The following is a 19478-nucleotide window of genomic DNA, read 5'->3' as shown; positions in this document are numbered from 1 at the left end:
CCGTGACCCGGTACGGGGACAGTGTCAGGCGGGCAGTTTGACTGGGGCGGTCGCCTCCTAAAGAGTAACGGAGGCGCCCCAAGGTTCCCTCAGAATGGTTGGAAATCATTCGCAGAGTGCAAAGGCAAAAGGGAGCTTGACTGCGAGACTGACAAGTCGAGCAGGGACGAAAGTCGGGCTTAGTGATCCGGTGGTACCGCATGGAAGGGCCATCGCTCAACGGATAAAAGCTACCCTGGGGATAACAGGCTTATCTCCCCCAAGAGTCCACATCGACGGGGAGGTTTGGCACCTCGATGTCGGCTCATCGCATCCTGGGGCTGAAGTAGGTCCCAAGGGTTGGGCTGTTCGCCCATTAAAGCGGTACGCGAGCTGGGTTCAGAACGTCGTGAGACAGTTCGGTCCCTATCTGTCGTGGGCGTAGGAAATTTGAGAGGAGCTGTCCTTAGTACGAGAGGACCGGGATGGACGCACCGCTGGTGCACCAGTTGTTCCGCCAGGAGCATAGCTGGGTAGCTAAGTGCGGAAGGGATAAGCGCTGAAAGCATCTAAGCGTGAAGCCCCCCTCAAGATGAGATTTCCCAACTAGTAAGACCCCTTGAAGACGACGAGGTTGATAGGCCTGAGGTGGAAGTGCAGCAATGTATGGAGCTGACAGGTACTAATCGGTCGAGGGCTTATCCAAAACATCTAAATGCAAATGTAGTTTCGTATCCAGTTTTCAAGGATTAACCTTGAACGTTTGGTGGCGATAGCGGAGGGGTTCCACACGTACCCATCCCGAACACGACCGTTAAGCCCTCTAGCGCCGATGGTACTTGGACCGAAGGGTCCTGGGAGAGTAGGAAGCTGCCAAGCAATGTTCCCTGATAGCTCAGTTGGTAGAGCACTCGACTGTTAATCGAGTTGTCACAGGTTCGAGTCCTGTTCGGGGAGCCATTAGCTCTCATAGCTCAGTAGGTAGAGTGCATCCATGGTAAGGATGAGGTCACCGGTTCGATCCCGGTTGAGAGCTCCACGTATGTGGCCCGTTGGTCAAGGGGTTAAGACACCTCCCTTTCACGGAGGTAACAGGGGTTCGAATCCCCTACGGGTCACCACTTTCTTTAAAATGATTCATACATATGGAGGCTTAGCTCAGCTGGGAGAGCATCTGCCTTACAAGCAGAGGGTCAGCGGTTCGATCCCGTTAGCCTCCACCATATGAATTATTGGGGATTAGCCAAGCGGTAAGGCAACGGACTTTGACTCCGTCATTCATAGGTTCGAATCCTATATCCCCAGCCATTTTATGAGCCATTAGCTCAGTTGGTAGAGCACCTGACTTTTAATCAGGGTGTCGAAGGTTCGAGTCCTTCATGGCTCACCAGTATACTCATTCGAGTATATAGTGTGATTGTGCGCGTGTGGCGGAATTGGCAGACGCACTAGACTTAGGATCTAGCGTCTTTGACGTGGGGGTTCAAGTCCCTCCACGCGCACCATACTTGCGGACGTGGCTCAGCGGTAGAGCATCGCCTTGCCAAGGCGAGGGTCGCGGGTTCGATTCCCGTCGTCCGCTCCATCTAAATATGCGCCCTTAGCTCAGCTGGATAGAGCGTTTGACTACGAATCAAAAGGTCAGGAGTTCGAATCTCTTAGGGCGCGCCATTTAAATTAAATATCTATATTTTTTACGGGATGTAGCTCAGCTTGGTAGAGCACCTGGTTTGGGACCAGGGGGTCGCATGTTCAAATCGTGTCGTCCCGACCATCATTCATATTGTGCGGGTGTAGTTCAATGGTAGAACTCCAGCCTTCCAAGCTGGTAGCGTGGGTTCGATTCCCATCACCCGCTCCATACATAATACAGACCGCCTTAAGCAGGCGGTTTTTTTGTTATATTTTTCTCGAAACGTAACGAACTTCTCATCTAAAACTCGAAAACTGCAAAAAGGCTTTTCAACTCTAACTTCCCTGTTCTTAATAAATTCCTGCAAATGTGCAGGCTTTTCCAGCCTTTTGGCTGAAATGGAGCTGATCAGAAGAAAAAACCTGCATTTTCGCAGGCTTTTTTCTAACCAAACACTAGTCCCCTATTTGAGCCAATTCTGGATATAGAGCGATGAATTCAAGCGAAATGCATACTAGCTGCAACGCCAAGCATTTGAAATACATCCAGAGCTATGCTATTATAATAATGTTATGTAATAATATACAGTATACGGTATATGGTATACGGAGTATAGCTTGGTTTGGCAGAACATCTAGCTCTGCATATGCATTAAAGGCTGCGCATTCGGGTCAATAAGCATCCAATCTATAACTGCAACATCATCAACAAGATGATGTTTTTTGTTATAGATGAAGACTATACAATTACCTGTTTTACCGCATTACCGCAATATCGAAACAAAGCAACCGACAGGCCAACATTCAACGACAAGAGGCGATATTCTTAGACTTCCTTTGGGTTCTTTTTCCTTTGCTGTGTATGAGAAATGTTGAATTCTTTACAAATAAAGTGAAGATTTTCAGGGCAGTTTATTGTATGATATTAGGAAGGCTTTAGAAAGACGGAATAGGGATGGAATGGGGGAGAAATATGACTGAACTAGCGGTAACCGCCGGCAAGAGCAATTCGAACAACCTTCTAAGGCGCGACATCCGATTTCTTGGGAATATTCTGGGAGAAGTCTTAGTGCATCAAGGTGGGAACGAGCTACTGGATATCGTCGAGAAAATCAGAGAGACGAGTAAGTCCTTGCGGGCGGTTTTCTTACCGGATTTGCATGAAGAGTTTAAAGAAATGATAAACTCTCTTGAACCCGAGATTCGTCACCAAGTGATCCGTGCATTTGCAATTTATTTTCAGTTAGTTAATATCGCTGAACAGAATCATCGTATTCGCCGCAAACGGGATTACGAGCGCTCCGCTGGCGAGTCTGTACAAGCGGGCTCCATTGAGGCCTCTGTGCGTCTCCTGAAGGAGCAAGGGTTCGCTTATGATGAGGCGCAAGAGATTCTGGAGGGAATGTCGCTTGAGCTCGTCATAACGGCGCATCCTACTGAGGCTATGCGTCGCGCAATCCTCGATATTCATAAACGGATCGCTGACGATGTCATGTTGCTTGATAATCCTACACTAACTTTTCGTGAAAGGGAACAATTGAGAGAGAAGCTTCTGAATGAAGTCATTACACTCTGGCAGACTGACGAATTAAGAGACCGCAAGCCTACGGTTCTCGATGAAGTCAGAAATGGAATGTACTATTTCCATGAGACGCTGTTCCACGTGCTTCCCGATGTTTATCAGGAATTGGAGCGCTGCTTGAGTAAATACTATCCTGAGCATCATTGGCATGTGCCGAAATATTTGCGCTTTGGATCCTGGATCGGTGGAGACCGGGACGGGAATCCGTCGGTGACTGCCGATATTACCTGGCAGACATTGAAGATGCAGCGCAAGCTGGCCGTTAGGGAATACCAGCGTACATTGGCCGAGATGTTCAAGCACCTTAGCTTCAGTACGTCGATCGTTGACGTAACGGATGAGCTAATGGCTTCGATTCAGAAGGATCGGCTCCAGGTTACCTTGAATAAGACGCCAGAATGGCGCAATGAGAAAGAGCCTTATCGTATTAAGCTGACTTATATGACAGAGAAGCTTCATAATGTTCTCGATGACGCCAAGAGGGGGACTTCAGAGCGCTATGAGAGCGTCCAGGAGCTAATTACCGACTTGAAAATTATTGACCGCAGCTTGCGTCATCACTATGCGGATTACGTTGCGGATACGCATCTGAGTCAAATGATCCGTCAGGTGGAGCTCTTCGGTTTTCACACGGCTACACTGGACATTCGTCAGCACAGTCAGGAACATGAGAAAGCCATGACGGAAATCCTGGCCAAAATGAATATTACAAGCAATTATGCCGAGTTGGAGGAAGAGGAGAAGCTGGTGCTGTTGGAGCAGCTGTTGAATGATCCTCGGCCTCTGACCTCGCCATATCAGGAATATAGTGAGGGCACGACCGAATGTCTCGATGTATATCGCACGATCTATAGAGCGCAGAAGGAATTCGGTGTGCAGTGTATTACCAGCTACCTGATAAGTATGACTGAAGCAGGTAGCGATATACTGGAAGTTATGGTATTCGCCAAGGAAGTTGGGTTATTCTGCAAAGAGCAGGACGGTACCGTTATATGTACGCTCCAATCCGTTCCTCTCTTCGAGACGATCGATGATCTGCATGAAGCTCCGGCGATCATGAGTCGTCTGTTCGAAATGCCGATCTATCGCCAGTCTGTAGCTGCAATGAACGACCTACAGGAAATTATGCTGGGGTATTCCGACAGCAATAAGGACGGCGGAGTGGTCACAGCGAATTGGGAGCTGCGTGTAGCTCTGAAGCAGATCACCAAGACGGCTAGCAAGTATGGGGTGAAGCTGAAGTTCTTCCACGGACGTGGCGGAGCGCTCGGCCGCGGAGGCATGCCGCTGAACCGCAGTATTCTGGTACAGCCGCCAGAGACGATCGGCGGGGGTATCAAGATTACGGAGCAAGGCGAGGTTATCTCCTCCCGCTACTCCCTCAAAGGGATCGCATACCGCAGTCTTGAACAAGCTACCTCGGCATTGATCAAGGGAGCCATCAACGCGAAGCTATATGTAGACAACAATCAGCAGGAGAAAGAATGGGATAAGATTGCAGCCGAGATCTCGGAGACTTCCCTGAATAAATATCAGGATCTCGTATTCCGTGATCCGGATTTCCTGAAGTTCTTCAAAGAATCGACACCGCTTGGGGAAGTAGGAGAACTGAATATTGGCTCCAGACCATCGAAGCGTAAGAACAGCGATCGCTTTGAGGACTTGCGCGCTATTCCTTGGGTGTTCGCCTGGACGCAGAGCCGTTATCTATTCCCGGCATGGTATGCTGCGGGAACAGGCTTATATAACTTCTACCAAGGTGATGAGCAGAAGCTGAAGGTTCTACAGGATATGTACCAGAACTTCACCTTCTTCCGTTCCTTGATCGACACATTGCAGTTAGCGATTATTAAGGCGGATCTCATTATCGCCAGAGAATATGCAGGAATGTGTGATGATGAGGAAGTAAGAGATCGCGTATTTGGACAGATCGAGCAAGAATTCCATCTCACCAAGGAAATGGTTCTGAAGATTACCGGACTTACGGAAATTCTCGACGACGCTCCTGCGCTGCAAGAATCGATTCGTCAGCGGAATCCATACGTAGATCCGCTCAGTTACCTGCAGGTACAATTGCTGACAGAACTGCGTGACGCTCGCGAGAAGAGCCAGGATGATGCAATTCTGCTTCGTGAAGTGCTGCTTACGATTAACGGAATCGCCGCAGGGCTTCGCAATACGGGCTGATACTCGCTCGCCTGATTCCGATATAACGCTAATCATTGACGAGCCGAACCCTCCTATTTCGGAGAGCTTTCGGCTCGTTTTCTTATGAATATATCTCTCCAAAGGGATAATGTTCATGGAAAAGCCCTAATTCTATTGCATTTTATAAAGACTTGAATTAACATTTGAATGAAGTACCGGCGATGAACGGGTTATTCCTGGATAGCAGATCGGGGAGAAGGCCGGACAGGCATGAGGGGTTTGATTGGAGCCCGTCCATGGATCTGGAGGAAATCATAGTGGCTGATCATTTTGATACGAGATTGGTAAAGTTGGCCCGCAAAGGTGACCAAGGGGCATTTGCAGAACTCGTTGACTTATATAAGGATAAAATATTTCATTTGGCATATCGGATGCTATCTAATCGGCATGAAGCTGAGGATATAGTTCAGGAGACATTCCTGCGTGTGTACAAGAACTTCCATCGCTATGATGAGAAGCAGAAGTTCTCTACATGGATTTATCGGATTGCTACGAATTTATGCATAGATCGTCTGCGTAAGCGCAAGCCGAACTACTATCTTGATGCGGGAATGAACGATCAGGATGGGGTGGATGGTTATGCGATTATACCGGGAGACGAACGAACGCCAGAATCGGAATATTTATTGTCAGAGACTCAGGCAATGATTCATACAGCCATCGAAGGGTTGCCTGCTAAATATAAGTCCGTAATTGTGCTTAGGTATTTACAGGAATTGTCGCTGCAGGAGATCGGTGATGTTCTGGATATGCCTGTAACGACAGTGAAAACGAGGGTCCACCGGGGACGGGAATTTTTACGCAAAAAGCTGGAACATAAGGCAGTTTTCTAAAAAAACTGGACTAAATTAAATGGGATTTCTTTTTGAAACGTTATTCGCTCCGTAACGTAATGTATGTTAGGACGACTATTTCCATACTGTGTATGGCTCTTCATAGTATTGATATCGAAAGGAATGGCTGATATGGATTGCAAACATGCCTCCACTTTAATGCATGATTACTTTGACGGAGATATAACGCATGAGCAGGCCGTGGAGCTCAAAGGTCATTTACAATCTTGTTCCGCATGCAGTATCCAGTTCCAGCAATTGGAGCAGACGGAAATGACGTTGTTCGCGACATTAAGGCATACTCGTATTTCGGCTCCGGATGGATTAGTGAGTCGGATTATGAATGAGATTCCGAAGCAGCGCAAGCAGCAGGTATGGCTGAAGGTGATTAAGAAGCATCCAGCTCTGACAGCGGCGGCAATATTCCTGCTCGTGATGCTGTTCAGTACGCTATCCTTGATGAAGGCGGATAATCAACTGATCGTGAAGGTGGGCGATCTGGATCAAGTCGTCATCAATGGGAATATCGTCACAGTCCCTGAAGGGTCCACTGTAACGGGCAATTTGACGGTGGAGAACGGCAAAGCGGAGATTCTGGGGAATGTTGAAGGAAATTTGACCGTCATCGATGGCTCTTATTATCAGGCCTCGACGGCTCATATTTCCGGTAAGGTCAAGAGAATTGATCAGGCTCTGGACTGGATTTGGTACAGAATCAGCAATACCTTTACAGATGTCGCCTATAGGTAAGCAGGTAGTGATATAACAACAGATTGGCGCCCTCTCTAAGCAGATGGCGTCTTTTTATATGTTATTTTCCTGAAACTTGCATCTGACCCGGGAACGTTATAACCTATAGTTTAGAGAAATAAATAAAATAGATTACATTGCCGTATATCTGAGCAGACTTATTAGATATACATAAGCGTCTTCTAGTTAGTCGACTTGATCGAATTAGAAGAAAAACCGGGGGTTACACCATGGATTATTTTGCGAATATGAGCTGGCAGGACTGGATTAAGGATATTATCGATATCCTGATCGTTACTTATATAATTTATCATCTGATTTTGCTTGTACGGGGGACAAGGGCTATTCAATTGCTGAAGGGGCTGCTTGTTCTTGTTTTGATCTGGGCGGTTAGTACCTGGTTTGATTTATACACATTGAAATGGCTGATGAATCAGATGTTCACCTTCGGTGTCGTCGCTATCTTCATCATCTTTCAGCCTGAGCTTAGACGAGCTTTGGAGCAGCTTGGGCGGGGAAAATTATTCAACCGGGGAATCGCTGATGAGGAGGAATTTGCCCGGGAGATCGGCGAAATTATTAAGGCGCTGAATTATTTATCACGTAGAAAAATCGGAGCATTAATTGTTTTTGAACGGAATACGGGAATTAATGAATATACCGAGTCGGGCATCCCGATTCAATCGGTGATTACCTCTCAATTACTGATCAATATCTTCATTCCGAATACTCCGCTTCATGATGGGGCGGTCATTATTCAGGGGCATAAGATTACGGCGGCGGCTTGTTATTTGCCACTGTCCGAGAATCCTTTTATTAGTAAAGAGCTGGGTACGCGACATCGTGCTGCTATCGGCATCAGCGAGGTTGGGGACGCGGTCTCCATCGTCGTCTCTGAAGAGACGGGCCAAATTTCGCTGGCGATCGATGGACAAGTCGTCCGGGATATCAAGGAAGAATCACTGATCTCTAAATTATATGAGGAGCTTGGACCGGATTCCAGCCCGAATGAGAAGCGCAAGTCCTTCTGGCGTACGAAGGAGGCTGGCAAGAAGAATGGATAAATGGTTAAGTCATAACAATATTGTGAAAATCATTGCACTTGTGATTAGTATTATTCTATGGGCCATGGTGCATATCGATAGCGGGACTACCGTCGTGACTACGCCGGATTTGAAGCCACGAGTGATTGATAATGTCAATATTCAGGTTACCGGTTTTGATAGCGACAATTATGTCCTCTATAACCTGGATCCAGATAAAGTACGGCTCGAGGTCAAAGGGAGAAAAACAGATCTAACTACGAATTTCTCCAACTATCGAGTGAAGCTGAATTTGAAGGATGTAGGGCCGGGTACATTCACGCTACCTCTGTCTACGGAGCTGCCTCCAGGCGTGCAATTGGTGTCTATGACACCTTCGATTGTCAATGTAACGATTGAACCGAAGCAGACGAAGGATTTACCGGTGACGATTATTACCAAGGGAACTCCTGAGAAAGGGTTCGAGGTCGGAACTCCACTTACGAGTACAGAGGTTGTGAAGGTTACGCTGCCAGAGAGTGAAATCGATGACTTGCAGAAGGTACAGGGGATAATAGATATTACTGGATTGAATGATTCACTCAAGGGGAAAGCGGTTAAGCTGGCCGCTTACGACAAGCAGGGCGAGATTATGAAAAATGCAGAGATTTCGCCGGATTCGGTCGATGTTGATGTACCGCTGAATAAGACGTATAAAAGTATTCCGCTGGAGGTGCGCCAGACGGGACAGCTTCCTGCCGGATATGTATTGGCGGGTGTCGATACAGATTTGAAGGGGGTCGTCGTATACGGCTCTAAGGAGGCTATGGAGAAGATCACCTCTTACCCGATTACCGTCGATTTGAATAATTATAAGGGTAATCTGGAAACGAAATATACGCTGGACTTGACTCCGCCTGCCGGATTTGAGAAAATCGAGCCTAGTTCTGTGCAGGTGACGATCAAGGTCGAGCCTGCCTCGCAGAAGGTCATCGATAATATACCTATTACTCTGCTTAATTTGGGCTCCAATCTCACAGCGAGATTTATACAGCCTTCTGATAAGAAGCTGTCTTTAACGGTCTTGGGGACGAAGGAACAGCTGAACGGGTTGAATGCGAAGGATGTTACGCTGGAGGCGGATATGAGCAAATTCGGGGCAGGTATACACTCGGTGCCTTTAAAGGTGACATTGCCCCATTATGTGAAGCTGGCGGAATCGGAAGAGCCTCTTGAGATCGAAGTGGAATTAACGGATAAAGACTCCCATCCGGCCACGACGGACCCGGAGAGCCCGCCACCTCATAACAATAACGGAGAAGGATCTGATCACGGATCTACCGCTGAAGGCAATGGGGATAGCAGCGGCGGAACTGACTCGAATAATGTCGGGAACAACACGGATAGTAATAGCGGGGGCTAATGATACGTTTTTTAAAATACTTGAGGAGTGAAAACATGGGGAAGTATTTTGGTACGGATGGAGTAAGGGGAATCGCAAATCAGGAATTAACAGCTGAATTAGCATATCGTATTGGGCGTTGTGGGGGATATGTACTTACAGGGCAAGCAGCCAAGCCGAAGGTTATCATCGGGATGGATACGCGGATTTCCGGCGTTATGCTGGAATCTGCTCTTGTAGCCGGCCTGCTGTCGATCGGTGCCGACGTAGTTCGACTCGGTGTGGTCACGACACCTGCGGTGGCTCTGTTGACACGGATGCTCCACGCGGATGCTGGGGTTATGATCTCGGCTTCACATAATCCGGTGGAGGATAACGGAATCAAGTTCTTCGGTAGCGACGGCTTCAAGCTTCTGGATGAGACAGAGCTGGAGATCGAGGAGTTGCTAGACAAAGAGATTGATGAGCTCCCTCGGCCAATCGGTAGCGGACTGGGCTCGGTAACAGTTGATTATGATTCCAAACTGAAATATTTAGAGCATTTGAAGACGACGATTAACCGTTCCTTTGAAGGGCTGAAGGTGGTACTGGATTGCGCGAACGGAGCTGCTTATGAGCTGGCTCCAAGACTATTCAAGGAGCTTGGCGCAGAGGTGCATACGATTGGCGCTGAGCCGAATGGACTGAATATCAATGATCATTGCGGCTCGACCCATCCTGAACGCTTGAAAGAGGAAGTAGTGCGTCTCGGCGCGCATATCGGGCTGGCCTTTGACGGTGATGCGGATCGACTGATAGCAATCGATGAACTGGGTGAAGAAGTGGATGGCGATTATATCCTCTGCATTTGCGGCAACGCGATGAACCAGGCGGGCAAGCTGAAGGATAGTACGGTCGTATCGACGGTAATGAGTAATTTTGGGTTCTACAAGGCCATTAAGAAGCTAGGCCTCCATACGGAGAAAACTGCGGTCGGAGACCGTTATGTCATGGCTGAGATGATTCGCGGTGGTTATAACCTGGGTGGGGAGCAATCGGGTCATGTTATTTTCCTCGATCATAACACGACGGGCGATGGCATTCTCACAGCAATCCAATTGGTGGATACACTGCTTTCCTCCGGTCAACCGCTGAGCGAATTGAAGAAAATCATGAAGAAATATCCGCAGGTGCTCGTGAATGTCCGCGTACAGGATAAGAGCAAATATGCGGGCAATGCGGCGATTGAGGAGGCTGTGGCCGCTGCGGAGCGCAAGCTTGGCGACAACGGCCGCGTACTGGTGCGTCCATCCGGTACAGAGTCCCTGATTCGCGTTATGGCTGAAGGGCCGGACAAAGAAGAGATCGAACAGTTAGTGGCAGAGATCGTCGCTGTAGTTGAGAGAGAACTGGTCTAATCGATATTTATATAATTATGAGCCGCCGGGCAGTGGAGTTAGCGCTGTTTGGGCGGCTTTTTGCAACGAAACACCATATCGCTATTTCGATGAAATCAGCACTCATTCGAATCTAACGAAACTCGATATCGTTATTCGGGTAGAAATGCGTCGTTTTTCCCTGTATTTGCCCCAATAGCGATACACAGTTTCATTAGATCTTTAAATCGCTCCTTTAGATGCCAATAGTGATACCTAGTTTCCTTACAATTCAAGCTGGTCTCTGCTTCGTGTTCTCACTGCCTGATATTGCTGATATTTGCAGGCCTTGAGAAACAAGGCAGCCTAGGGATGAGAGGAATAATTGCAAAATTGGACGCAGATGCATATAATAAGCATATTCAAGTAAAGAAAGTGAGGATCGTGAGGTCATAGCAACATAAGCGCCAGAGCTTGGTTTCGCGCGGGTAGGAATTCGGTGTCAGTTTGACATGATGTAGTGTAACACTGCTAATCAGACTGATTCATGCCAAAGATTCTGAACCGGCAAATGCAAGCTGACGAGGTGGGGGTGTTCGAAATATTCGGCGGGGACCTCCCGGTGTGGCATCACACCGTAACCGTAAAGTCAAAACGAACAGGCGACTGTTCCGACAAACCTTGCGGAAGGATGCAGTATAGTTTGAATTCGATTAGTCGAAACTCATGAGTGTACGCGAGAGAATGAGCGGAGGAATCCGTGGTGGACGGAGCAGCAGTGGACATTCATGAAAAATAGAACGTTGGGCTGATGTGATTTTCATTATTTTTCATATCGTAGAACCTGCATTTTGATAATTGAATAGTTCTGTCTCTGTATACCGCGTGAAGCATCTTCCGCTCCTGTTCTGCTTGCGATAAATTACTGCAGAATTGAAACGGAGGATTATATAAGTATGTGTGGAATTGTTGGATATATTGGGAAGAGAGACACCCAGTCGGTCTTGATCGAGGGGCTTAAGAAGCTGGAATATCGCGGTTATGATTCCGCGGGTATCGCTGTGTATACGAAGGATGGCCTGAAGATTACCAAGGCAACGGGGCGTTTGGCCAATCTGGAGCATAAATTGGAGGACGCGCCGCTGGTAGGCAGTGCCGGGATTGGACATACACGTTGGGCAACCCATGGCAAGCCGTCTGATGTGAACTCTCACCCACACACGGATAGCAGCAAGAAATTCTCGGTAGTGCACAACGGGATCGTTGAGAACTATCTGGAACTGAAGGATGAGCTAATTAGCCAAGGCTATGAATTCGTCTCGGAGACAGATACCGAGGTTATTTCCCATCTGGTAGCGCGTGAATACGATGGAGACATCGTGAAGGCGGTTCAGAAGGCAATTAGCTATATGCGTGGAGCTTTTGCGCTAGGGGTATTGACGGAGTATGAACCGGATAAGCTGGTCGCTGTGCGTCAAGCGAGCCCACTAATTATTGGTATTGGTGAAGGCGAGAACTTCATTGGCTCCGATATACCGGCCTTGTTGAATTATACGCGTAGAGTGTATATCTTGAACGATGGAGAAATGGCTGTATTGACTAAGGATGCTGTCGAATTGATGACCATCGAAGGGAATTTTATTTCTCGGGAAATGATTAATGTCGATTGGGACGCAGTCACTGCAGAAAAAGGCGGCTTTGCTCATTTCATGCTCAAGGAGATCCATGAGCAGCCTAGAGCCTATCGTGACACGATGCTAGGGCGGATTGATGAGAGCGGACGCCGTATTATTCTGCCGGATCTGCATTTGACAGATGAGAAAATACGTTCGATCAACAACGTCCATATCGTAGCATGCGGAACAGCCTTTCATGCTGGTCTGGTCGGAGGGGCCGTCATCGAGCGTCTGGTGAGGATACCGGTGATGTGCGATGTAGCTTCTGAATATCGCTATCGTTCGCCGCTGATTACTCCTGACACGCTGGTAATCGTCGTGAGCCAATCCGGCGAAACAGCCGACACCCTGGCCGCGCTGCGTGAAGCGCAAGCGAACGGGGCTCATGTACTGGCGATCACGAATGTCGTGGGCAGCTCGATTGCCCGCGATGCGGATGATGTCATTAGCACACTTGCGGGGCCTGAAATTGCCGTTGCTTCGACAAAGGCGTATACCTCGCAGTTGATCGCTTTTTACCTGTTCAGCTTGTACCTCGCTCAAGTACGTGGTACGCAATCGGCAGAAGAGATCGCCCATGTGATCGCGGCCATGCATGCATTGCCTGAGCAAGTGGAGAGTATACTGGCTAATGTCGATGCTATTAAAGCATATGCTGAGCATATCGCCAAGCATGAAGACCTGTTCTTCATCGGCCGTGGCCTGGATTACGCAGTGGCCTTAGAGGGCTCGCTGAAGCTGAAGGAGATCTCTTATATTCACTCTGAGGCATATGCCGCAGGTGAATTGAAGCACGGAACCCTGGCTCTGATCGAGGAGGACGTTCCGGTCATCGCTCTGGCTACCCAGGAATCTGTCCTGGAAAAAACAGTAAGTAACATCAAAGAAGTCAAGGCGCGTGGCGCTGACGTTATGGCGCTCACCCATGAAGAGCATGTCACCGATCTCCTGAAATCAGTCGATCAGGCCTTTGCGATTCCGAAGACGCTGCCGATCCTCACTCCGGCCCTGTCCGTAGTGCCGCTGCAACTGCTCGCTTACTACGCTTCCCTCGCCAGAGGCAACGACGTAGATAAGCCGCGGAATTTGGCGAAGAGCGTGACGGTGGAGTAGGGGATTGAATTAAAGAGTGGCGTTGTGAATTCAAATTTAAGTTCTCCCAAGGCTTATAAAGTCGTATCAAAAAGCCGAGCGAAACTCAGGTATCCACTCCTGTTTTCCTCGGCTTCCTTTATCTTTCGAGCGGGTCGTATGACCCTCTAATCCCTGATAAATCGAGCTTTTCTCCTGCTTTTTTAACTCGACTTTATTTACTCGTGTTGAAGCAAGGAAGTTAGGGTGAGAGACGTTAAAGCCAAGTGGGGTAAGGGTCTGGGGCGATTTGGTGGGGGACAGGGGCGTAACACGACTTTTGGGATGTGCACACGGCGTCTAATGATAAAAATGTATGGAACCAACATGAAATTTAATTAAAATTAATGTATCTAGAGGGTAGCCTGAGACAATAATTTCAGTGCTCTCCCGACTTGGAGACGCGCCTTTTGCGTGCCCTAAAATGTGGACATCCCCATGTTCTGGCAGGATCGACGCTAGCGGACATCATTGTCCGTTAGCGTTGATCCTGTGGCATCCTGCCCTTGTAACGGACAATGATGTCCGTTACAAGGGGATTTGTCGCGAGAAATTGCATTTTGTGCTTCTAAGGGTCAAAAGTGTCCGTTAGAAGAGCGTAGTTGTTGTTTTCGTGCTCTAACGGTCATTTTTGACCGTTTGTCAGTGGAAAGTCCTGGCTCGTTCCGTCGGTTCTCCTTGCGGGGGCCTGAGAAGGTTCACACTGAGGTTTGGATTGTGGCTTTAGTATAACAATGAAGATAGATGATATGTTGAAATTAGGGATATTGTATTTAAATCAAGAAAATAGGAAAGTCAAACAATCACCAGTCTACCTACCGGCCATGTGCCGTTTCCCACTCATCCCAGGGTACTACGCCCAATTCGGGCTGCGGCTCATCAGGCAGCATGGCTATGAATTCTAGGGAATGCCCGTCTGGATCAGCAAAGTAGATCGACACGGCGGGCATCCATGCGAAGACAAAGGGGCGTTCCGTACCATCATTTAAGAAGTTCCGGATAGGAAGTCCACGTTCTTTTAAAAACGGAACTGCATGCTTCATATGTTCAATCGTTGTGTGAAAAGCAAAGTGCTGTCGAATAACTTGAGCAGGTTCTTTTTCCCATATGCCAAGCATTGCCTTTCCTCTGTGTCCAATCCAATAGAATCTTACTCGCCGATTGTCCTGATAGGCAAATTCCAGCCCAAGCGTGTTCTCGTAAAACTCGGCTGATCGTTCCAGATTAGTTACATGGATATGTGTCTCAAACAGACCTTGGATCAAACCACTCGCCTCCTTATTGGTAAGTATATTCCAACTTGAGGAATAGGTAAAAGGGAAAGACACGAGATGTGGTAGAGGAGCTTAATCAAGTGGAGAGCGACACAAAATGACTAAGAAATCGCATTACCAAATACTACGTTTGATGCAGTAATAAGGTATAATAACCAACAGAAGCTACTCTGAATCAAGTTAGATCCCCTACAAGATAGTTGGGTAAAAATAATAATTGCAAATGACGATTATGTTTTCTCACCTGAAGTAATAGAAAAGCACAAAGTTTTCATGAAATATAGGTAATTTATTTTTTCAGTGCTTAGACTGCTTTTGTTCCTTAAGATATATTTCTATTTCATCAGGATTCAATTTGCGAATTTGAGCATTGGGGCTTTCAATATATTGTTCGGATATATAAGCAGGTTTCTTATCCCTACACGATTTGTCTTTGTTCTTTAATAAATAATTTTCCAGATCTTCTTCGGTATGAAAAATCTTATAGGAAACTCTATTATTTTTCCCTATGATCTCATATATTCCACAAGTATCTTTGCAACTTGCTTCGGATGTTCTCAAATAGAGATTAGCAATCTCTAATGATTTAAATGGAAAGTTCCATCTATACAGACCTCTTTTATCATCTCTATCAATACATATACATCTCCCACAAGTTGAACATATGTATTGGGTATGGTTTTTTAAACAATTCTCGGGCTCTAAAATGGGTGTTATCCTTGGATTATCACTATAGCACTCTTTGCATACCATATTTCCCCACCTACTTTTTTATAATATTCTATAAATGAGTTGTATTGAACGTATTGACTTAATTGAATTATAGCACGGCTGTCTGGCGAAAAAGATCATGATCCAATTCGCTTAGCTAAGCTCGATCTAAGGAGGATTTTATGCAGTTTGATGGACAACAGTTTTATGTCGTAACAGGTGGCCCTGGCTCAGGGAAGAGTACGCTCCTCGATTATCTCGAACAGCAAGGCTTCATGCGGTCGATCGAGGCAGGGCGAAGCATCATCCAGGAGCAAACAATGATAGGCGGTGCGGCGCTGCCTTGGGAAGACAGAATACTCTTCGCTGAGCTCATGTTATCTTGGGAAATGCGCTCATACCGACAAGGGTTGGAGCAAGGGAATAGGGCTCCCGTGCTGTTTGATCGGGGTGTGCCTGATATCATCGGATATCTTCGACTGGAGGGGTTGGATGTTCCGATTCATATCCAGCGCGCTGGCGAATTATTCCGCTACAATAAACGGGTCTTTATCGCCCCGCCTTGGCCGGATATTTATCGACAGGATGCCGAACGAAAACAGGATTTGGAAACAGCCCACCGAACCTTTGACATGATGGTGGACGTTTATACTGAACTTGGATACGAATTAGTCGAGCTTCCGCGTTGCAGTATCGAAGAACGCGCCGAGTACATCAGATCGACAATTTTTACCGAATATACCCAAAATTCAGGATCTAGTATATACTATTGAAAGAATCGCTCATAGATTTCGTCACTGCACGGTAGCTGCATAGCGTAATATAATAGAATAGAATGGTAGGTTCATTTAACACTAGCAATCTCGGAGGGATAATTATTAACTACATTGCTGCGTTAGTGGTGTCATTTCTTGTCGTTTATGTTTTAATTCCGCCGCTGAGGAAGTTTGCTTATAAGATCGATTTTGTTGATAAGCCTGTGAAGAATAATGATAGAAAGATACATAAGCAGTCAATTCCTTTGACAGCAGGTATCGCTATATTTATAGGCTTTGTAATCGCGTATCTCTTTTTTGTGAAGCCGGATGATGTTAAAGAATATGTGGCTATATTGATTGGCGGCAGCCTGATTCTCAGCATCGGTCTTGTAGATGACTGGATGAAGACGCAGGGCAAAGAGCTTTCTGCACTCCCGAAGCTAATTGTCCAAGTAGCCGCAGCCGTTATTGTATTCTATTCGGGCATTTCTTTTACCGGATTCACGGCTCCTTTTTCGGATGAATATATCCAGTTTCCAGTCTGGCTTCAGTTGATATTTACAGTAGTATGGATATTCGGCGTGACGACCGTGATCAACTTCTCTGATGGGATCGATGGCTTGGCTGGTTCGCTGACAAGTATCTCTTCTACTACATTGTTCATTGTCGCTGCAGCGAAGGGGCAGACGGGTTCCGCAATCATTGCGATCATTCTTATCGGGGTTTCTCTTGCTTATTTACGGTATAATAAACCGCCTGCAAAGGTTTTTATGGGCGATGCGGGGGCCACCTTCCTCGGATTTATGCTGGGAGTTGTCGCTTTGGACGGTGCCTTGAAGCAAGCAACAACGCTGTCGTTGTTTATTCCGATCCTGGCTTTGGGGGTTCCGATATTCGACAATATTTTTGTCGTTATCAAACGTTTTATCAATGGAATTCCCGTGTATAAAGCGGATGCTAGTCAGGCTCATTATCGCTTATTAAGAACAGGCTTGAACACCAAGCAGGTTGTATTCGTATTGTCGCTAATTAATATCTGCTTCGGTTTGTTCTCTATCATTATTTTGCTGCTGCAAAACCAGATATAACGTCAATCTATTAAGGCTGTCGAGGGAGCTATCTATCTTGGCGGCCTTTTGTGCTGCCCACTAAATTGTGACGAAACTAGGTATCGCTATTTGCGTCAAAAGGGGCGATTTAGAAATCTAACGAAACAGGGGATCGCTATTTGGGCAGATACAAGGCGAAATGACGTATTTCTACCCGAATAACGATATGGAGTTTCGTTAGAGTCGAGAAGGTGCTGATTTCGTCGAAATAACGATATGGTGTTTCGTTAGAGCGCCGAATCCCCACCCGCGCAAGCAAATTCCTGCACATTTGCAGGGATTTCCTCAAAATAGGTAGTTTCGCATGCAAAAGCCTGCATTTATACATCGTTCAACCTCCTCCCTAGCAACGATATACCACGATTTGGCCTATTGACCCATAAATATACAAGGAATAATTGACAAAAGAAAGTAGAAAATGTAATATGATTCTGAAAAAAGTCATATATGCCAATACAGAGGGATTATTAAAAAGCTAAATTGAAGAGAAAGGGTTGAATGTATGGAACTTACGCTCAAGCGGGAAACCTTTGTAACGGCTTATCCACCGTACAGCGTACTATCAGCAAAAAATGTATCCACAATTTGGGAGAGACGGCCGATTAATATTTACCTCCACCTGCCGTTCTGCCCTAAAAGATGCAACTTTTGTTACTACCGTGTCGAAGAATCGAAGGGCGGAGATGAAATTGCCGCTTATGTCGATGTGCTGCTGCAGGAGATTGCTTTGCTGGCAGAACGGCCGGAAGTACAATACTGTTCCATGCAAACTCTTTACTTCGGCGGGGGTACCCCGACCATGCTTACCTCAGAACAATTCATCAAGATTGTCCAAGCTCTCGAATCTATCTTTCCTAAAACCTCCGATTTTGAATTCAACGTGGAAGTAAGACCTGGAAGAGAAGCCACCCAAGAGAAACTCAATACTCTTAAACAATTAGGCGTCAACAGAATCAGCATGGGCGTTCAAAGCCTGGATGACCGAGTTCTGAAAGAGAACGGTCGTAATCACCTCTCGAAGATCTTCTATGATACCTATGATCGTGTGCGTATGGCAGGATTTGATTGGGACAATTGCGACCTGATGTCCGGTATGCTGCATGAGACAGAAGAATCGTGGAAGAACTCGGTGGAAGCCCTATATGGCTTTGGCCCGGAGAATATCTCAATCTATAAGATGGAGGTATTCTACAATACCAAGCTCTTCAAGAAGCTGCGGGAGAATCCGGAAATATTAGTGAGCGATGATGTTGAAGCCGCGCATTTCAGATGGGCGAGGAGATTCCTGGAATCGAAGGGCTACTTCATGTCCAACAATTCCAGCTTCGTCATTAGTCCCCACTACATCGACAGACACCGGGAGAATATACAGTATGGGGGGGAAATGATAGGGATCGGTCTCTCATCGCATTCCTCCTTTAACGGTTCAATGTACCAAAATACGTCGGATATGAAAGAGTACGTAGATATGGTGACGAACGGGAGATTGCCGATATCGAGATCGTACAAGCTGTCGAAGCGTGATGAGATTATTCGCTACGTCGTCATGAGCTTCAAGAACTTGAAGATCAAGCGTCAGGATTTTATCAATAAATTCGGTGTTGAACTGACAGATGTATATGGTAAACAAATCAGTGATCTAACGAGAAAAGGCTTGCTGCGTTTGGACGAAGATCATTTGTATTTGGAATCCGAGTATTATGATTTTGCCGATGATGTGGCACGTTTCTTCTATCCAACACATCTACAGGAAGACATGCTCGCTCATATTAGCCGAAAGGGATGATAGAGAATGTTATTGGTTGATGTAAAAAAAGAGCTGGGTGAATTGCTGGCTAACGGATTATCTTCTACACAGGTGCAGGAGGAACTAAAGGGTGACACCTCATTGCTGCGCGATATTGGCCTGGATTCGGTCCAACTGATCGAGCTGGTCGTAGCTATTGAACAGCGCTTTGGCGTAGCTGTCTTTGACGGGGAGCTCTGCCCGGATTTATTCGATAATTATGATCAACTCTGTGAATTTATTTTCAAAAAAATAGAGGCGAGGTCATGA

General features: G+C 46.7%; 12 protein-coding genes, 11 tRNA genes, 1 rRNA gene and 3 other annotated features. Of the genes, 23 read left to right on the top strand and 1 reads right to left on the bottom strand.

Annotated elements, in window-relative coordinates:
• Positions 1 to 52 precede the first annotated feature (52 nt).
• Positions 53 to 221 (top strand) — a sequence feature (23S ribosomal RNA rRNA prediction is too short).
• A 19-nt stretch (positions 222 to 240) separates the two neighbouring features.
• Positions 241 to 400: a sequence feature (23S ribosomal RNA rRNA prediction is too short), on the top strand.
• A 19-nt stretch (positions 401 to 419) separates the two neighbouring features.
• Positions 420 to 673, top strand: a sequence feature (23S ribosomal RNA rRNA prediction is too short).
• 68 nt (positions 674 to 741) lie between these two features.
• The 19 genes from rrf (at position 742) to glmS (ending at position 13552) form a co-directional block, all read left to right on the top strand.
• Positions 742 to 858: ribosomal RNA gene (gene rrf, locus BFJ94_RS16205) — 5S ribosomal RNA — on the top strand.
• A 5-nt stretch (positions 859 to 863) separates the two neighbouring features.
• A tRNA-Asn gene (locus BFJ94_RS16200) sits at positions 864 to 939 on the top strand.
• A 3-nt stretch (positions 940 to 942) separates the two neighbouring features.
• Positions 943 to 1018 (top strand) — tRNA-Thr (locus BFJ94_RS16195).
• A gap of 7 nt (positions 1019 to 1025) precedes the next feature.
• Positions 1026 to 1100 (top strand) — tRNA-Glu (locus BFJ94_RS16190).
• A 26-nt stretch (positions 1101 to 1126) separates the two neighbouring features.
• Positions 1127 to 1202 (top strand) — tRNA-Val (locus tag BFJ94_RS16185).
• Between the two features lie 10 nt (positions 1203 to 1212).
• A tRNA-Gln gene (locus BFJ94_RS16180) sits at positions 1213 to 1287 on the top strand.
• A gap of 6 nt (positions 1288 to 1293) precedes the next feature.
• A tRNA-Lys gene (locus tag BFJ94_RS16175) sits at positions 1294 to 1369 on the top strand.
• Positions 1370 to 1400: 31 nt separating this feature from the next.
• Positions 1401 to 1484 (top strand) — tRNA-Leu (locus BFJ94_RS16170).
• A 5-nt stretch (positions 1485 to 1489) separates the two neighbouring features.
• A tRNA-Gly gene (locus BFJ94_RS16165) sits at positions 1490 to 1564 on the top strand.
• Positions 1565 to 1573: 9 nt separating this feature from the next.
• Positions 1574 to 1650 (top strand) — tRNA-Arg (locus BFJ94_RS16160).
• A 26-nt stretch (positions 1651 to 1676) separates the two neighbouring features.
• Positions 1677 to 1753 (top strand) — tRNA-Pro (locus BFJ94_RS16155).
• Between the two features lie 13 nt (positions 1754 to 1766).
• Positions 1767 to 1840: transfer RNA gene (locus BFJ94_RS16150), tRNA-Gly, on the top strand.
• A gap of 744 nt (positions 1841 to 2584) precedes the next feature.
• Complete coding sequence (gene ppc / locus BFJ94_RS16145) at positions 2585 to 5380, top strand: phosphoenolpyruvate carboxylase (RefSeq protein WP_120463591.1); 2796 nt, start codon at positions 2585 to 2587, stop codon at positions 5378 to 5380.
• 257 nt (positions 5381 to 5637) lie between these two features.
• Positions 5638 to 6234: an RNA polymerase sigma factor SigW gene (gene sigW, locus BFJ94_RS16140; RefSeq protein ID WP_120463590.1), complete on the top strand. Its 597-nt coding sequence runs from the start codon at positions 5638 to 5640 to the stop codon at positions 6232 to 6234.
• A 132-nt stretch (positions 6235 to 6366) separates the two neighbouring features.
• Complete coding sequence (locus tag BFJ94_RS16135; protein WP_120463589.1) at positions 6367 to 6984, top strand: zf-HC2 domain-containing protein; 618 nt, start codon at positions 6367 to 6369, stop codon at positions 6982 to 6984.
• Between the two features lie 230 nt (positions 6985 to 7214).
• Positions 7215 to 8048 carry a diadenylate cyclase CdaA gene (gene cdaA / locus BFJ94_RS16130; protein ID WP_120463588.1) on the top strand — a complete coding sequence of 278 codons (834 nt, stop codon included), beginning with the start codon at positions 7215 to 7217 and terminating at the stop codon, positions 8046 to 8048.
• The gene (locus BFJ94_RS16125) at positions 8041 to 9429 is read left to right on the top strand and encodes a CdaR family protein (protein ID WP_162944308.1); all 1389 of its coding nucleotides are present in this window, start codon (positions 8041 to 8043) and stop codon (positions 9427 to 9429) included. Before cdaA ends, BFJ94_RS16125 begins: the two co-directional genes overlap by 8 nt.
• 35 nt (positions 9430 to 9464) lie before the next feature.
• Entirely contained in the window at positions 9465 to 10805 is a 1341-nt protein-coding gene (glmM, locus tag BFJ94_RS16120; protein WP_120463586.1) for a phosphoglucosamine mutase, read from the top strand.
• A gap of 914 nt (positions 10806 to 11719) precedes the next feature.
• On the top strand, positions 11720 to 13552 hold the full coding sequence (glmS, locus tag BFJ94_RS16115) for a glutamine--fructose-6-phosphate transaminase (isomerizing) (RefSeq protein WP_120463585.1): 1833 nt from the start codon (positions 11720 to 11722) through the stop codon (positions 13550 to 13552).
• Between the two features lie 833 nt (positions 13553 to 14385).
• Here the strand turns inward: glmS and BFJ94_RS16110 are convergent.
• Entirely contained in the window at positions 14386 to 14835 is a 450-nt protein-coding gene (locus BFJ94_RS16110) for a VOC family protein (protein ID WP_120463584.1), read from the bottom strand.
• Positions 14836 to 15737: 902 nt separating this feature from the next.
• Here BFJ94_RS16110 and BFJ94_RS16100 point away from each other — a divergent pair.
• From BFJ94_RS16100 to BFJ94_RS16080, 4 genes are all read left to right on the top strand, one after another.
• On the top strand, positions 15738 to 16328 hold the full coding sequence (locus BFJ94_RS16100; RefSeq protein WP_120463582.1) for an AAA family ATPase: 591 nt from the start codon (positions 15738 to 15740) through the stop codon (positions 16326 to 16328).
• A gap of 62 nt (positions 16329 to 16390) precedes the next feature.
• Entirely contained in the window at positions 16391 to 17401 is a 1011-nt protein-coding gene (locus BFJ94_RS16095) for an MraY family glycosyltransferase (RefSeq protein WP_120463581.1), read from the top strand.
• Positions 17402 to 17924: 523 nt separating this feature from the next.
• Positions 17925 to 19208, top strand: coding sequence for a coproporphyrinogen-III oxidase family protein (locus BFJ94_RS16085; RefSeq protein WP_120463579.1), 1284 nt, complete (start codon positions 17925 to 17927; stop codon positions 19206 to 19208).
• A gap of 6 nt (positions 19209 to 19214) precedes the next feature.
• Positions 19215 to 19478: an acyl carrier protein gene (locus BFJ94_RS16080; protein WP_120463578.1), complete on the top strand. Its 264-nt coding sequence runs from the start codon at positions 19215 to 19217 to the stop codon at positions 19476 to 19478.

It is taken from the genome of Paenibacillus aceti (genome assembly GCF_003614185.1).
Classification (GTDB): Bacteria; Bacillota; Bacilli; order Paenibacillales; family Paenibacillaceae; genus Fontibacillus; species Fontibacillus aceti.
Note: the sequence above shows the minus strand (reverse complement) of the source record. Positions and strands in the feature narration are given on the sequence as shown.

What these genes read in the sequence shown, in the direction of transcription:
- ppc (WP_120463591.1), top strand. Translation starts at nt 2,585, where the DNA reads ATGACTGAACTAGCGGTAACCGCCGGCAAGAGCAATTCGAACAACCTT.
- BFJ94_RS16080 (WP_120463578.1), top strand. Translation starts at nt 19,215, where the DNA reads ATGTTATTGGTTGATGTAAAAAAAGAGCTGGGTGAATTGCTGGCTAAC.
- BFJ94_RS16135 (WP_120463589.1), top strand. Translation starts at nt 6,367, where the DNA reads ATGGATTGCAAACATGCCTCCACTTTAATGCATGATTACTTTGACGGA.
- cdaA (WP_120463588.1), top strand. Translation starts at nt 7,215, where the DNA reads ATGGATTATTTTGCGAATATGAGCTGGCAGGACTGGATTAAGGATATT.
- glmS (WP_120463585.1), top strand. Translation starts at nt 11,720, where the DNA reads ATGTGTGGAATTGTTGGATATATTGGGAAGAGAGACACCCAGTCGGTC.
- glmM (WP_120463586.1), top strand. Translation starts at nt 9,465, where the DNA reads ATGGGGAAGTATTTTGGTACGGATGGAGTAAGGGGAATCGCAAATCAG.
- BFJ94_RS16095 (WP_120463581.1), top strand. Translation starts at nt 16,391, where the DNA reads ATGGTAGGTTCATTTAACACTAGCAATCTCGGAGGGATAATTATTAAC.
- BFJ94_RS16100 (WP_120463582.1), top strand. Translation starts at nt 15,738, where the DNA reads ATGCAGTTTGATGGACAACAGTTTTATGTCGTAACAGGTGGCCCTGGC.
- BFJ94_RS16125 (WP_162944308.1), top strand. Translation starts at nt 8,041, where the DNA reads ATGGATAAATGGTTAAGTCATAACAATATTGTGAAAATCATTGCACTT.
- sigW (WP_120463590.1), top strand. Translation starts at nt 5,638, where the DNA reads ATGGATCTGGAGGAAATCATAGTGGCTGATCATTTTGATACGAGATTG.
- BFJ94_RS16085 (WP_120463579.1), top strand. Translation starts at nt 17,925, where the DNA reads ATGGAACTTACGCTCAAGCGGGAAACCTTTGTAACGGCTTATCCACCG.